Genomic DNA, 12,816 nt, shown 5'->3' on the forward strand with positions numbered 1-12,816 from the left:
CCAATAAAAAAGGCCCGCATTTGCGGGCCTCTTACGATTCATGCCAATTACAGGCTGGAAACGTTCTCGGTCAGGTATTTTGCCACGCCGTCCGGAGACGCGTTCATACCTTCTTTACCTTTTTCCCACTGTGCCGGGCAAACGTCGCCGTGCTCTTCGTGGAACTGCAGCGCGTCAACCATGCGCAGCATTTCGTCGATGTTACGACCCAGCGGCAGATCGTTAACCACCTGGTGGCGAACAACGCCGTTAGCGTCGATCAGGAAAGAACCGCGCAGAGCAACGCCCGCTTCCGGGTGCTCGATGCCGTAGGCTTTCTGGATTTCGCGTTTGATGTCAGCAACCATTGCGTATTTCACTGCACCGATGCCGCCTTTGTCGACAGGGGTGTTACGCCATGCGTTGTGGACAAATTCAGAGTCGAAGGAAACGCCAACAACTTCCACGCCGCGCTTCTGGAATTCTTCGTAACGTTTGTCGAAAGCGATCAGTTCAGACGGGCAAACGAAGGTGAAGTCCATCGGCCAGAAGAACAGAACGGTAGTTTTACCGTTGGTATGCTGTTTGAAGTTGAAGTTTTCAACGATCTCACCGCTACCCAGTACCGCAGCTGCTGTGAAATCCGGAGCCTGACGAGTTACCAGTACCATATAATTCTCCTGCAATGTTAAGGGTTTTTTGGAACGCAACGCGGGCCAGTATAGAGAGTGTTCGCGAATAAGACAAAGAGGCGCTGGCAATCAATGAGACAGGTTTTGTCTATCAATCTTTTGCCGGATGGCGGCTACTGCTTATCCGGCGGCTAATACGGGCTGTAGTCAAAGGGTTTTACGCTGCGCCTGTTCCATCATTTGCGGATAAAACTGCCAGAACCGTTCCTCTAACGCATCGTAATGCGTATCCAGGTCATACCATGAGTCACGCAGGGCATCGAGTCGTGGGCGGCGGCTGGCCATGCCATTCAGGACGTTCTGGATAAAATCCATGTCCCGATAGCGCTCAAGCCATTTCTCTGACCACATATAGTTGTTTAAATTGATAAAGCGCGGTGGCGATTCAGGCAAAATAGTGGTCACCTGGGTGCGAGCATAGCGCACAAAGTCCGCCAGCGGGAAGTCGGGGGATATTTCCGACCAGTGGCGCGACAGAAAATGATCCCACATTACGTCCAGCGTAATCGGCGCGACACGGCGCGTTTCGCTGCGAAACCACTCTTTGGCTTCACGCACCTGCGGCAGGTTATCGGTCATCACGTCGATACGACGGTGCATGAAGATGCCTTCCACCACGTCAGGCGAATAGTGCGTTTCCGGATTGCCCCGGACAAAGTCGGCCAACAAATTGCCGGAAAGCGAGCTGTCGGCGAGGTGAGCCAGATGCAAATGTGCAAGAAAATTCATATCCACTTCATCCTTCAAACTGCCTCTTTGTTGGCTGTCTTCACTCACCCCAGTCACTTACTTGAGTAAGCTCCCGGGGACTCATTCAGTTGCCGCCTCGATGCATCTTGAATGATTTTGTGTATAGATTATGTCTCTTAACTTGAGGGGTAAAGGTTGCAGGGAGGACGCCCCGGCACTAGACTACCCGCCTCTTATTTTAGTCTGAGTCAGTGTCATGCGCGTTACCGATTTCACCTTTGAACTACCCGAATCCCTGATTGCCCACTATCCGCAAGCTGAGCGCAGTAGTTGCCGCTTGCTGTCTTTGGACGGGCCGACGGGCGCGCTGACGCACGGTACTTTCACCGATTTGCTCGATAAGCTCAACCCTGGCGATTTGCTGGTCTTTAACAACACCCGCGTTATTCCGGCGCGTCTGTTTGGCCGTAAAGCCAGCGGCGGCAAGATCGAAGTGCTGGTCGAGCGTATGTTGGATGACAAACGTATTCTGGCGCATATTCGCGCCTCGAAAGCGCCAAAGCCGGGGGCCGAGCTGCTGCTGGGCGACGACGAAAGTATTAAAGCAACGATGGTGGCACGCCATGACGCGCTGTTTGAAGTCGAGTTTAACGACGAGCGCAGCGTGCTGGATATCCTTAACGCCATCGGCCATATGCCGCTGCCACCGTATATTGACCGTCCGGATGAAGACGCCGATCGCGAGCTGTATCAGACCGTGTATAGCGAAAAACCCGGTGCGGTCGCCGCGCCGACTGCGGGTCTGCACTTTGACGATCCGCTGCTGGCTAAGCTGCGCGATAAAGGCATTGAAATGGCGTTCGTCACGCTGCACGTGGGCGCGGGGACTTTCCAGCCGGTGCGCGTAGACACCATCGAAGATCACATCATGCACTCCGAATATGCGGAAGTGCCGCAGGATGTCGTTGATGCTGTGCTGGCGGCAAAAGCGCGCGGCAACCGCGTGATTGCGGTGGGCACCACCTCCGTACGTTCACTGGAAAGCGCGGCACAGGCGGCCAAAAACGACCTTATCGAGCCGTTTTTCGGCGATACGCAAATATTCATTTATCCTGGCTATAAATATCAGGTGATTGATGCCCTGGTAACCAACTTCCACCTGCCGGAATCAACGCTGATCATGCTGGTTTCCGCGTTTGCTGGTTATAAAAACACCATGCACGCCTATCATGAAGCGGTAAAAGCGGAATATCGCTTTTTTAGTTACGGTGATGCGATGTTTATCACGTACAATCCGCAGGCTATTTCTGAGCGTGTCGGGGAATAAATCCGCGATATGAGTATTTAAAACGTCGGACTGTTTTTCTGACGCAGGAGTTAAGATGAAATTTGAACTGGATACCACAGACGGTCGCGCTCGCCGCGGCCGCCTGGTTTTTGATCGTGGCGTAGTAGAAACACCTGCTTTTATGCCGGTCGGTACTTACGGCACCGTGAAAGGCATGACGCCGGAAGAAGTTGAAGCAACTGGCGCGCAGATTATCCTCGGTAACACCTTCCACCTGTGGCTGCGCCCGGGGCAGGAAATCATGAAACTGCATGGCGATCTGCACGATTTTATGCAGTGGAAAGGGCCAATCCTCACCGATTCCGGCGGCTTCCAGGTTTTCAGCCTGGGTGATATCCGTAAGATTACCGAGCAGGGCGTGCATTTCCGTAACCCGATCAACGGCGATCCGATTTTCCTCGATCCCGAGAAATCAATGGAGATTCAATACGATCTCGGTTCCGATATCGTCATGATCTTCGACGAATGTACACCGTATCCGGCCGACTGGGACTATGCTAAACGCTCGATGGAGATGTCTCTGCGTTGGGCGAAGCGCAGTCGGGATCGTTTTGATAGCCTCGGCAACAAAAATGCGCTTTTTGGCATTATTCAGGGCAGTGTTTACGAAGATTTACGTGATATCTCCGTTAAAGGTCTGGTAGACATCGGTTTTGATGGCTACGCTGTCGGCGGTTTGGCTGTCGGTGAGCCGAAGGAAGATATGCACCGCATCCTGGAGCATGTATGCCCACAGATTCCGGCAGATAAACCTCGTTACCTGATGGGCGTCGGCAAACCAGAAGATCTGGTTGAAGGCGTACGTCGCGGTATCGATATGTTTGACTGCGTGATGCCAACGCGAAATGCCCGTAATGGTCATTTGTTTGTGACTGACGGCGTGGTAAAAATTCGTAACGCGAAACATAAAAGCGACACCAGTCCACTCGATGCTGAGTGTGATTGCTACACCTGTCGCAATTATTCGCGCGCTTACTTGCATCATCTCGACCGTTGCAACGAAATATTGGGCGCGCGACTCAACACGATTCATAACCTTCGCTACTACCAGCGTTTGATGGCGGGTTTACGCAAGGCTATTGAAGAGGGTAAATTAGAGAGCTTCGTGACCGATTTTTACCAACGTCAGGGTAGACCAGTTCCACCTGTGAACGTTGATTAATTTTAATAATGAGGGAATTTGAATGAGCTTTTTTATTTCTGATGCGGTAGCGGCAACAGGTGCTCCGGCGCAGGGCAGCCCGATGTCTCTGATTCTGATGCTGGTGGTGTTTGGTCTGATTTTCTACTTCATGATCCTGCGCCCGCAGCAAAAGCGCACCAAAGAACACAAAAATCTGATGAACTCCATTGCGAAAGGCGATGAAGTGCTGACTAACGGTGGTCTGGTGGGTCGCGTGACCAAAGTAGCAGAATCTGGCTACATCGCTATCGCGCTGAACGACACCACTGAAGTGGTTATTAAACGTGATTTCGTAGCTGCCGTTCTGCCGAAAGGCACCATGAAGGCGCTGTAATTTATTGTTTTCCCAAAGGGAACTGCCGTGTTAAACCGTTATCCTTTGTGGAAGTATGTCATGCTGATCGTCGTTATTGTCGTCGGTCTGCTCTATGCGCTTCCCAACCTGTATGGTGAGGATCCGGCTGTTCAAATCACTGGCGTGCGCGGTGCCGCCGCCAGTGAGCAAACGCTGATCCAGGTCCAGAAAACGTTACAAGAAGATAAAATCACACCTAAGTCTGTGGCTCTGGAAGAGGGTGCTATTCTTGCGCGCTTCGACTCCACTGATACCCAACTGCGCGCACGTGAAGTGTTAATGGGCGTATTGGGCGATCAATACGTCGTGGCGCTTAACCTTGCACCGGCAACTCCACGCTGGCTGGCAGCCATTCACGCAGAACCGATGAAACTCGGTCTTGACCTGCGTGGCGGCGTTCACTTCCTGATGGAAGTGGATATGGACACCGCGCTGAGTAAGTTGCAGGAACAAAATATCGATAGCCTGCGCAGCGATCTGCGTGAAAAAGGCATTCCTTATACTACCGTTCGCAAAGAAGATAACTACGGTCTGAGCATCACCTTCCGTGATAGCAGCGCCCGTGATGAAGCTATCTCTTACCTGAGCAAGCGTCACCAGGATCTGGTTATTTCCAGCCAGGGCAGCAATGCTCTGCGTGCGGTGATGACCGATGCGCGCCTGAGCGAAGCCCGTGAATACGCGGTACAGCAGAACATCAACATTCTGCGTAATCGTGTTAACCAACTGGGTGTTGCTGAGCCGGTGGTCCAACGTCAGGGTGCTGACCGCATTGTGGTCGAACTGCCAGGCATTCAGGATACCGCGCGTGCGAAAGAAATTCTGGGCGCTACCGCGACGCTGGAATTCCGTCTGGTGAATACCAACGTTGACCAGTCTGCTGCGGCATCCGGGCGTGTACCGGGTGATTCGGAAGTGAAACAGTCTCGTGAAGGTCAGCCGGTTGTGCTGTACAAACGCGTGATCCTGACCGGTGATCATATCACCGACTCCACTTCCAGCCAGGACGAATACAATCAGCCGCAGGTTAACATCTCGCTGGATAGCGCGGGTGGTAACATCATGTCCAACTTCACCAAGGACAACATCGGTAAGCCGATGGCGACCCTGTTCGTGGAGTACAAAGACAGCGGTAAAAAAGATGCCAATGGTCGCGCAGTGCTGGTGAAACAGGAAGAGGTGATTAACATCGCCAACATCCAGTCTCGCCTGGGCAACAGCTTCCGTATCACCGGTATTAACAACCCGAACGAAGCTCGTCAGCTTTCTCTGCTGTTACGTGCCGGTGCGTTGATTGCGCCGATTCAGATTGTTGAAGAACGTACCATCGGTCCTACCCTGGGTATGCAGAACATTAAACAGGGTCTGGAAGCGTGTCTGGCCGGTCTGGTGGTGTCTATCCTGTTCATGATCTTCTTCTATAAGAAGTTCGGTCTGATCGCGACCAGTGCGCTGATTGCTAACCTGGTACTGATTGTCGGTATTATGTCGCTGCTGCCGGGCGCTACGCTGAGTATGCCGGGGATTGCGGGGATCGTCTTAACCCTTGCCGTCGCGGTCGATGCGAACGTACTGATTAACGAACGTATCAAAGAAGAGTTGAGTAACGGGCGTTCGGTGCAGCAGGCCATCAATGAAGGTTATGCGGGTGCATTCAGCTCCATCTTTGATGCGAACATTACGACGCTGATTAAGGTCATTATCCTGTACGCAGTTGGCACCGGGGCAATTAAAGGGTTCGCGATTACTACCGGTATTGGTGTGGCGACGTCGATGTTTACCGCGATTGTCGGTACACGTGCCATCGTAAACCTGTTGTATGGCGGCAAGCGCGTCAAAAAGCTGTCAATCTGAGGAGTGCGAAGTGGCACAGGAATATACTGTTGAACAATTGAACCACGGCCGTAAAGTCTGGGACTTTATGCGCTGGGACTACTGGGCTTTCGGCATTTCAGGTTTCCTGCTGATTGCGGCCATCGTGGTGATGGGCGTACGCGGGTTTAACTGGGGTCTCGATTTCACCGGTGGTACGGTAATTGAAATCACGCTGGAAAAACCGGCCGATATGGACGTGATGCGCGATGCGCTGGAGAAAGCGGGCTTTGTTGATCCGCTTCTGCAGAACTTCGGCAGCAGCCACGACATTATGGTGCGTATGCCGCCAACTGAAGGCGCAGACGGCGGTCAGGTACTGGGCAGCAAAGTGTTGAGTGTGATTAACGAATCCACCAACCAAAACGCCGCGGTGAAGCGAATTGAATTCGTGGGTCCGAGCGTGGGTGCAGACTTGGCGCAAACCGGTGCAATGGCGCTGATGGCGGCGTTGATATCTATCCTGGTGTACGTCGGTTTCCGCTTTGAGTGGCGACTGGCGGCAGGGGTAGTTATCGCTCTGGCGCACGACGTGATTATCACACTTGGGATCCTGTCGTTGTTCCATATCGAGATTGATCTGACTATCGTCGCATCGTTGATGTCGGTAATCGGTTACTCGCTGAACGACAGTATCGTCGTATCTGACCGTATTCGTGAAAACTTCCGCAAAATTCGTCGCGGTACGCCTTACGAAATCTTTAACGTGTCATTGACTCAGACGCTGCACCGTACGTTGATTACGTCCGGTACGACGTTGATGGTTATTCTGATGCTGTTCCTGTTCGGTGGTCCGGTACTGGAAGGCTTCTCGCTGACGATGCTGATCGGTGTTTCCATCGGTACTGCATCTTCTATCTACGTAGCATCGGCGCTGGCGCTGAAGCTGGGTATGAAGCGTGAGCACATGCTGCAGCAGAAGGTTGAGAAAGAAGGGGCGGATCAACCGTCAATTCTGCCTTAAACTATTAAGAGTGAAGATACTGGAATCCCGATCGCAAGGTCGGGATTTTTTTTGCCTGCGATTTGCTAGCAGTCCATTATCTTATCCGGTCGCCATACTACTGACAGTATGCTGTCAGTAGCCCTGTCTTATAGTCCTTCTGAGATTACCCACACAGGCAGGAGGAAGTATGAATAACGTAATTAGCTGGTTTGAAATCCCCGTGGCACAAATGGAGCGCGCCATTGCTTTTTATGAGCCAGTGATGCAGGTTTCTTTGCGTCGTGAGAATATGGACAGCGCGGAGCTGGCCGTATTTCCACATCAGGATCCCGCTCCCGGCGGGGCGCTGGCTAAATTTGACGGTATTACGCCTTCAGCGCAGGGCGCTATTATTTATCTGCATACGGACGATTTGGCTGCAACGCTTAAACGCGTCGCCACCGCTGGCGGCCAGTGCGTGTTTGGTCCGCTTGAACTGGGGCAGGATATTGGCACTATTGCGCTGTTTACTGACAGCGAAGGCAATCGCGTTGGTTTACATCAACCCGCGTAATATTTTCAGGACTGAGGATTAAAATGACCAGACGCGCCGACCGCTTGTTTCAGATTGTACAAATCCTGCGTGGCAGGCGAGTGACAACGGCGGCGCTGCTGGCAGAACGTCTTGAGGTTTCTGAACGGACGATTTATCGCGATATCCGCGATCTCTCTTTATCCGGCGTGCCCATTGAAGGAGAAGTGGGCAGTGGATACCGCTTAATGGCGGGGTTTGATCTGCCGCCGTTGATGTTAACGCATCGCGAATCTGAAGCGTTAATGGTAGCGATTCGGTTGCTGAAAACATGGGGCGGGGATTCACTCTCACAGGCGCTGGAATCCGCGCAGGAAAAAGTGCTGGCGATATTGCCGCCAGAGTGTCGGCGCAGAGCCGAGCAAACGCGGGTTTTCGCGCCAGATTTTGGCAATCAGCCGCATTCACGCAGTGCTTTTGATCTCATACATCGCGCGGTTTCGGCGCAGCAGGTGCTGGCGCTGCATTATCGCGACGAGTCAGGGAATCTCTCCTGGCGCGACGTTCAGCCGCTGGGGTTATTTTTCTGGGGTGAGCACTGGTTGCTGGTTGCCTGGTGCGAGAAACGTAACGATTATCGCTGCTTTCGCGTTGATCGTTGTCTGAAGATCACGCCGCTCGACAGGCATTTTCGTGAATCTGCAGATCGCTCGCTAAGTGATTTTTTACGTAAAGTACGCTGTGAAGACCAGCCATAAAAAAGCCAGCGGTTAAGCTGGCTTGTCTGCGATAAATTGGCAGGATTAGAAGTTGTAACCTACGACCAGGTAACCACCCCAACCGGTAGATTTCGCGCTGAAGTCGCCTTCGCCCCAGTTCAGAGTATCTCCACCTTTCCACTGGCCGCCGTTATGGAAATAACGCGCTACTACGGAGTAGTGCCAGTGATCGTAGTTCAGCGCCAGGACGTGGCTGGAAGCGATAGAGTTGCTGGTGCGGTTCGGATCATCACCCAAATCGGAGCCCCAGTCGAAGTTGGTGAAGCCGATGTAGGTCAGTTGGCCGCCCCAAACCTGGGTGATCGGCACGAAGTATTTCACTTTGAAACGGTAGCCATCCCACTCGTTTTCGTTGGATGCGCCATAGTTCTGCCACTGGTATTTAGCATACACGTTCAGGGACAGACCCATCGGCAGACCGGTATCGATATCGGTACCCAGACCCATATACCAGGTGCTCTGGCGGCTGGCTTTGTTATCACCCATATCGTAGATGTAGTTGTTGGCGAAATACCACTCTTTGAACGGACCAAAGCTCAGGTCAGCACCGGTCAGTTTATCGATGGAGAAACGCGGTTCGATTTCCATAAACAGCGGGGAACCGTCAGACCAGATGCCTTTATCGTTGCCGTTACCCCAGTCGAAGGTTTTCGGAATATCGATGTAGCCATAGAAGTCAAACCAGTCTTTTTTGGCAAACGCTTCGTATTCCAGATAAACGTCGTTGTTCAGTTTCGGGGAGAAACGGGTGTGGTAGCTTCCCACTACGTTGACGCTCTGGTGCCACCAGTCGGACAGATATTGCGGTTTGTCATTTTCTGCAGCGTTGGCAGTAAAAGACGAGGAGAGCGCCAGCACTGCACCGGCTGCAAGTAATGTTTTTTTCATATGTATGCCACTGTTTGAAATCCCTTTCGGGAGTGAAAAAGGCGCAAATTGCGTTTCTAAATATTTCGTGTTTCTTCGGAGCCTATTATAAAAATCATTGTTCACAAAAATATGTGTTGTTTCACAGTTCTATCATTTACGTAATCGATTGCGTTCACGTTTGCTTACTTTAGGCGGTGAATTGTACTGGCTCCCATGAATGTTGCCAAGTTTTACCAGAAATATCGGTTATGTCAGGTGAGTAACAAAACGGGCCGGAGTGATGTTGCGGAACGCACAAAACGTCCCGCAAAAAAGTTTATTGATTAACAGGCTGGATGTCGTGGATACGAACAAATCCTAACTGGTCCGGAGAAAGGCCATTTATCTGCAGCGGAATGTCTACGTCGCTGGGAGCAAGGATACTTGCCGGGGCCGTTACCAATTGGTTCTGAACGTTCGTTTCCTGATAGTTATCCGTGGTGCCCTGAATTTGTCCATACTCGACGGTGGCGCTAAAGGCGGGTAAAGGCGTAGTGGATTCACCCTGAATACGTAATGTGAGCCGCGTGCCGTCGGCGTTCGGCGCAATATTGACAAGTGACATCCGTAACATGCCAATTTGGCTGTCCAGTCGGGCTGGTGTATTGGAACCCGGCAGCAGATAGGCTCCGCTGGTTGATTTGGCATTCAACATATTTTGTTGTGTAATTTTTACCGTTTCCTGATTTAGCTGTGTCATCTCTTTATTCAACGTGCTAACGCTTTGATGCATCTGGCGTACTTCGCTTTGCTGTGCGCATGCGCTAAGACTAAAGAGACTTCCCACCAGGAGAATTCTTAGGTAACGTCTTGTCATTGTGATTACTTCCTTCATTGTCGCGATAGCATAATGGTAGTGCGCACCGAGCACGAAGGCATCGATCCTTTGTCTCAAAAGCGCTGCGCCTTTGTTGTCACGCCAGTTCAGGGTAAAATAGATTTCTGTTAACCACTGAGGACAGGACGCCGTATGCATTGCCCATTCTGTTTCGCCGTAGACACTAAGGTAATTGACTCTCGTCTTGTAGGCGAGGGCTCCTCAGTACGCCGCCGTCGGCAGTGTCTGGTCTGTAACGAACGTTTCACCACTTTTGAAGTGGCTGAACTTGTCATGCCACGCGTTGTGAAAAGCAACGATGTGCGTGAACCCTTTAATGAAGATAAGCTGCGCAGCGGCATGCTCAGAGCGCTTGAGAAACGTCCGGTCAGCTCAGATGACGTCGAAATGGCGTTGAACCATATCAAATCACAACTGCGTGCGACTGGCGAGCGTGAGGTGCCGAGCAAAATGATCGGCAACCTGGTGATGGAGCAGTTGAAAAAACTCGATAAAGTCGCCTACATCCGCTTTGCCTCGGTTTACCGGAGTTTCGAAGATATCAAAGAATTTGGCGAAGAGATTGCTCGCCTACAGGACTAAGCCATGCAGGATGAATTGTACATGGCGCGCGCGCTGAAGCTTGCTGCGCGCGGACGTTTTACCACTCACCCCAATCCCAACGTGGGCTGCGTGATTGTCAAAGATGGGGAGATCGTCGGTGAAGGGTATCATCACCGCGCGGGCGAACCGCATGCCGAAGTCCACGCTCTGCGCATGGCTGGAGAAAAAGCGCAAGGGGCGACTGCCTATGTAACGCTTGAACCCTGCAGCCATCATGGTCGTACACCCCCGTGCTGCGATGCGCTGATTGCCGCAGGCGTGTCACGTGTGGTAGCAGCGATGCAGGATCCCAATCCGCAGGTAGCAGGTCGTGGTCTCTACCGTTTGCAGCAGGCGGGCATTGACGTCAGTCACGGGCTGATGATGAGCGAGGTTGAGCAGCTTAATAAAGGCTTTCTCAAGCGTATGCGTACGGGATTCCCCTACGTGCAGCTTAAACTTGGTGCGTCGCTTGATGGGCGTACGGCGATGGCCAGTGGTGAAAGCCAGTGGATAACCTCGCCACAGGCGCGTCGCGATGTGCAACGATTACGGGCGCAAAGCCACGCCATCTTAACCAGCAGCGCTACGGTGTTGGCTGACGACCCTCAGCTTACCGTGCGTTGGTCGGAACTTGGGGAGTCAACCCAGGCGAGTTACCCGCAGGAAAATCTGCGCCAGCCTATCCGCATTGTTGTTGATAGCCAGAATCAGGTCACGCCGGAACACCGTATTGTGCAACAGCCTGGAGAAACCTGGATTGCCCGGACAAAAGATGATCCTCGTAGTTGGCCGGAGACGGTGCGCAGCCTGAAGGTGCCGGAACATAACGGGCATCTGGATCTGGTGGTGCTGATGATGCAACTGGGCAAGCAGCAAATTAACAGCATTTGGGTTGAAGCTGGTCCAACGCTTGCGGGCGCGTTATTACAGGCCGGTCTGGTCGATGAGCTAATCGTGTATGTTGCGCCTAAACTGTTAGGCAGCGATGCACGAGGATTATGTGTGCTTCCAGGCCTTGAGAAACTGGCTGACGCCCCCCATTTCAAATTCAACGAAATACGCCATGTAGGTCCGGACCTTTGCCTGCATTTAGTGGGCGCATGATCTCCCGGTTCGAAAGGGAAGCAGCGCACAGATTATTATGATAAAATCCGCCCCCCTGCGGGGTCCAGTGAATCCGAAGGAAGAATATGAACATTATTGAAGCTAACGTTGCTACCCCGGACGCTCGCGTCGCCATCACCATTGCGCGTTTCAACAACTTTATCAATGACAGCCTGCTGGAAGGTGCGATCGACGCCCTGAAACGTATTGGTCAGGTTAAAGATGAAAACATTACCGTCGTTTGGGTTCCGGGCGCGTATGAGCTGCCGCTGGCAGCCTCAGTACTTGCAAAATCCGGTAAATACGACGCGGTGATTGCGTTAGGTACGGTGATTCGTGGTGGTACCGCGCACTTCGAATATGTGGCTGGCGGTGCAAGCAATGGCCTGGCGCATGTCGCTCAGGACAGTGGTATTCCGGTAGCCTTCGGTGTTCTGACCACCGAAAGTATTGAACAAGCCATCGAACGTGCTGGCACTAAAGCCGGCAACAAAGGCGCAGAAGCTGCACTGACTGCACTTGAAATGATTAATGTATTGAAAGCCATCAAGGCCTGATTTTTGTAAGGGGAAATCCGTGAAACCTGCTGCTCGTCGCCGCGCCCGTGAGTGTGCCGTCCAGGCGCTCTACTCCTGGCAGTTGTCCCAGAACGACATCGCTGATGTTGAATACCAGTTCCTGGCGGAACAGGACGTAAAAGATGTCGACGTTCTGTATTTCCGTGAACTGCTGTCCGGGGTGGCGACTAACAGCGCGTACCTGGATGGATTAATGAAGCCTTATCTGTCTCGTCTGTTGGAAGAGCTGGGTCAGGTAGAAAAAGCCGTGCTGCGTATTGCGCTGTTTGAACTGTCTAAACGTAGTGATGTGCCGTACAAAGTGGCCATCAACGAAGCGATTGAACTGGCGAAAACCTTCGGCGCTGAAGACAGCCATAAATTCGTGAACGGCGTACTGGATAAAGCAGCACCTGTGATTCGCCCCAACAAAAAGTAATCCCGAGGCCGGCTGGATGGTGGAACTTG

General features: G+C 52.3%; 15 protein-coding genes. 11 read left to right on the forward strand and 4 right to left on the reverse strand.

The window, feature by feature from the left end:
* Positions 1 to 47 precede the first annotated feature (47 nt).
* Entirely contained in the window at positions 48 to 650 is a 603-nt protein-coding gene (locus tag OGV75_RS10325) for a peroxiredoxin (protein WP_003021524.1), read from the reverse strand.
* A gap of 168 nt (positions 651 to 818) precedes the next feature.
* On the reverse strand, positions 819 to 1,400 hold the full coding sequence (acpH, locus tag OGV75_RS10330; RefSeq protein ID WP_019076154.1) for an ACP phosphodiesterase: 582 nt from the start codon (positions 1,398 to 1,400) through the stop codon (positions 819 to 821).
* Positions 1,401 to 1,617: 217 nt separating this feature from the next.
* Here acpH and queA point away from each other — a divergent pair, with 217 nt between their 5' ends.
* The 7 genes from queA (at position 1,618) to OGV75_RS10365 (ending at position 8,334) form a co-directional block, all read left to right on the forward strand.
* Complete coding sequence (gene queA / locus OGV75_RS10335) at positions 1,618 to 2,688, forward strand: tRNA preQ1(34) S-adenosylmethionine ribosyltransferase-isomerase QueA (RefSeq protein ID WP_003021529.1); 1,071 nt, start codon at positions 1,618 to 1,620, stop codon at positions 2,686 to 2,688.
* A gap of 55 nt (positions 2,689 to 2,743) precedes the next feature.
* Positions 2,744 to 3,871, forward strand: a complete 1,128-nt coding sequence (tgt, locus tag OGV75_RS10340; protein WP_003021535.1) for a tRNA guanosine(34) transglycosylase Tgt — start codon at positions 2,744 to 2,746, stop codon at positions 3,869 to 3,871.
* Between the two features lie 22 nt (positions 3,872 to 3,893).
* Complete coding sequence (gene yajC, locus OGV75_RS10345) at positions 3,894 to 4,226, forward strand: preprotein translocase subunit YajC (protein ID WP_003021544.1); 333 nt, start codon at positions 3,894 to 3,896, stop codon at positions 4,224 to 4,226.
* A gap of 27 nt (positions 4,227 to 4,253) precedes the next feature.
* Entirely contained in the window at positions 4,254 to 6,101 is a 1,848-nt protein-coding gene (gene secD, locus OGV75_RS10350; RefSeq protein WP_003021547.1) for a protein translocase subunit SecD, read from the forward strand.
* A gap of 10 nt (positions 6,102 to 6,111) precedes the next feature.
* Positions 6,112 to 7,083 carry a protein translocase subunit SecF gene (gene secF / locus OGV75_RS10355; protein ID WP_003021550.1) on the forward strand — a complete coding sequence of 324 codons (972 nt, stop codon included), beginning with the start codon at positions 6,112 to 6,114 and terminating at the stop codon, positions 7,081 to 7,083.
* 169 nt (positions 7,084 to 7,252) lie between these two features.
* On the forward strand, positions 7,253 to 7,618 hold the full coding sequence (locus OGV75_RS10360; RefSeq protein WP_016152028.1) for a VOC family protein: 366 nt from the start codon (positions 7,253 to 7,255) through the stop codon (positions 7,616 to 7,618).
* 23 nt (positions 7,619 to 7,641) lie between these two features.
* Positions 7,642 to 8,334, forward strand: coding sequence for a helix-turn-helix transcriptional regulator (locus OGV75_RS10365; protein ID WP_103928969.1), 693 nt, complete (start codon positions 7,642 to 7,644; stop codon positions 8,332 to 8,334).
* A 45-nt stretch (positions 8,335 to 8,379) separates the two neighbouring features.
* Here the strand turns inward: OGV75_RS10365 and OGV75_RS10370 are convergent, their stop codons facing one another.
* Positions 8,380 to 9,243: a nucleoside-specific channel-forming protein Tsx gene (locus OGV75_RS10370; RefSeq protein WP_003021561.1), complete on the reverse strand. Its 864-nt coding sequence runs from the start codon at positions 9,241 to 9,243 to the stop codon at positions 8,380 to 8,382.
* A 298-nt stretch (positions 9,244 to 9,541) separates the two neighbouring features.
* Complete coding sequence (locus OGV75_RS10375) at positions 9,542 to 10,081, reverse strand: SadB/YajI family lipoprotein (RefSeq protein ID WP_016155853.1); 540 nt, start codon at positions 10,079 to 10,081, stop codon at positions 9,542 to 9,544.
* Between the two features lie 153 nt (positions 10,082 to 10,234).
* On the opposite strand from OGV75_RS10375, the gene nrdR reads away from it, so the two are divergent.
* The 4 genes from nrdR to nusB all read left to right on the forward strand — a co-directional run bounded on the left by nrdR (position 10,235) and on the right by nusB (position 12,787).
* The gene (gene nrdR / locus OGV75_RS10380) at positions 10,235 to 10,684 is read left to right on the forward strand and encodes a transcriptional regulator NrdR (RefSeq protein ID WP_016152032.1); all 450 of its coding nucleotides are present in this window, start codon (positions 10,235 to 10,237) and stop codon (positions 10,682 to 10,684) included.
* A gap of 3 nt (positions 10,685 to 10,687) precedes the next feature.
* Positions 10,688 to 11,791, forward strand: a complete 1,104-nt coding sequence (gene ribD, locus OGV75_RS10385) for a bifunctional diaminohydroxyphosphoribosylaminopyrimidine deaminase/5-amino-6-(5-phosphoribosylamino)uracil reductase RibD (RefSeq protein ID WP_016152033.1) — start codon at positions 10,688 to 10,690, stop codon at positions 11,789 to 11,791.
* An 86-nt stretch (positions 11,792 to 11,877) separates the two neighbouring features.
* Complete coding sequence (gene ribH / locus OGV75_RS10390) at positions 11,878 to 12,348, forward strand: 6,7-dimethyl-8-ribityllumazine synthase (protein WP_016152034.1); 471 nt, start codon at positions 11,878 to 11,880, stop codon at positions 12,346 to 12,348.
* A gap of 19 nt (positions 12,349 to 12,367) precedes the next feature.
* Positions 12,368 to 12,787 carry a transcription antitermination factor NusB gene (gene nusB / locus OGV75_RS10395; protein ID WP_000801129.1) on the forward strand — a complete coding sequence of 140 codons (420 nt, stop codon included), beginning with the start codon at positions 12,368 to 12,370 and terminating at the stop codon, positions 12,785 to 12,787.
* The last annotated feature ends 29 nt before the right edge of the window (positions 12,788 to 12,816 follow it).

Origin of the sequence: Citrobacter sp. Cb028, assembly GCF_030336705.1 — a bacterium.
Classification (GTDB): Bacteria; Pseudomonadota; Gammaproteobacteria; order Enterobacterales; family Enterobacteriaceae; genus Citrobacter; species Citrobacter braakii.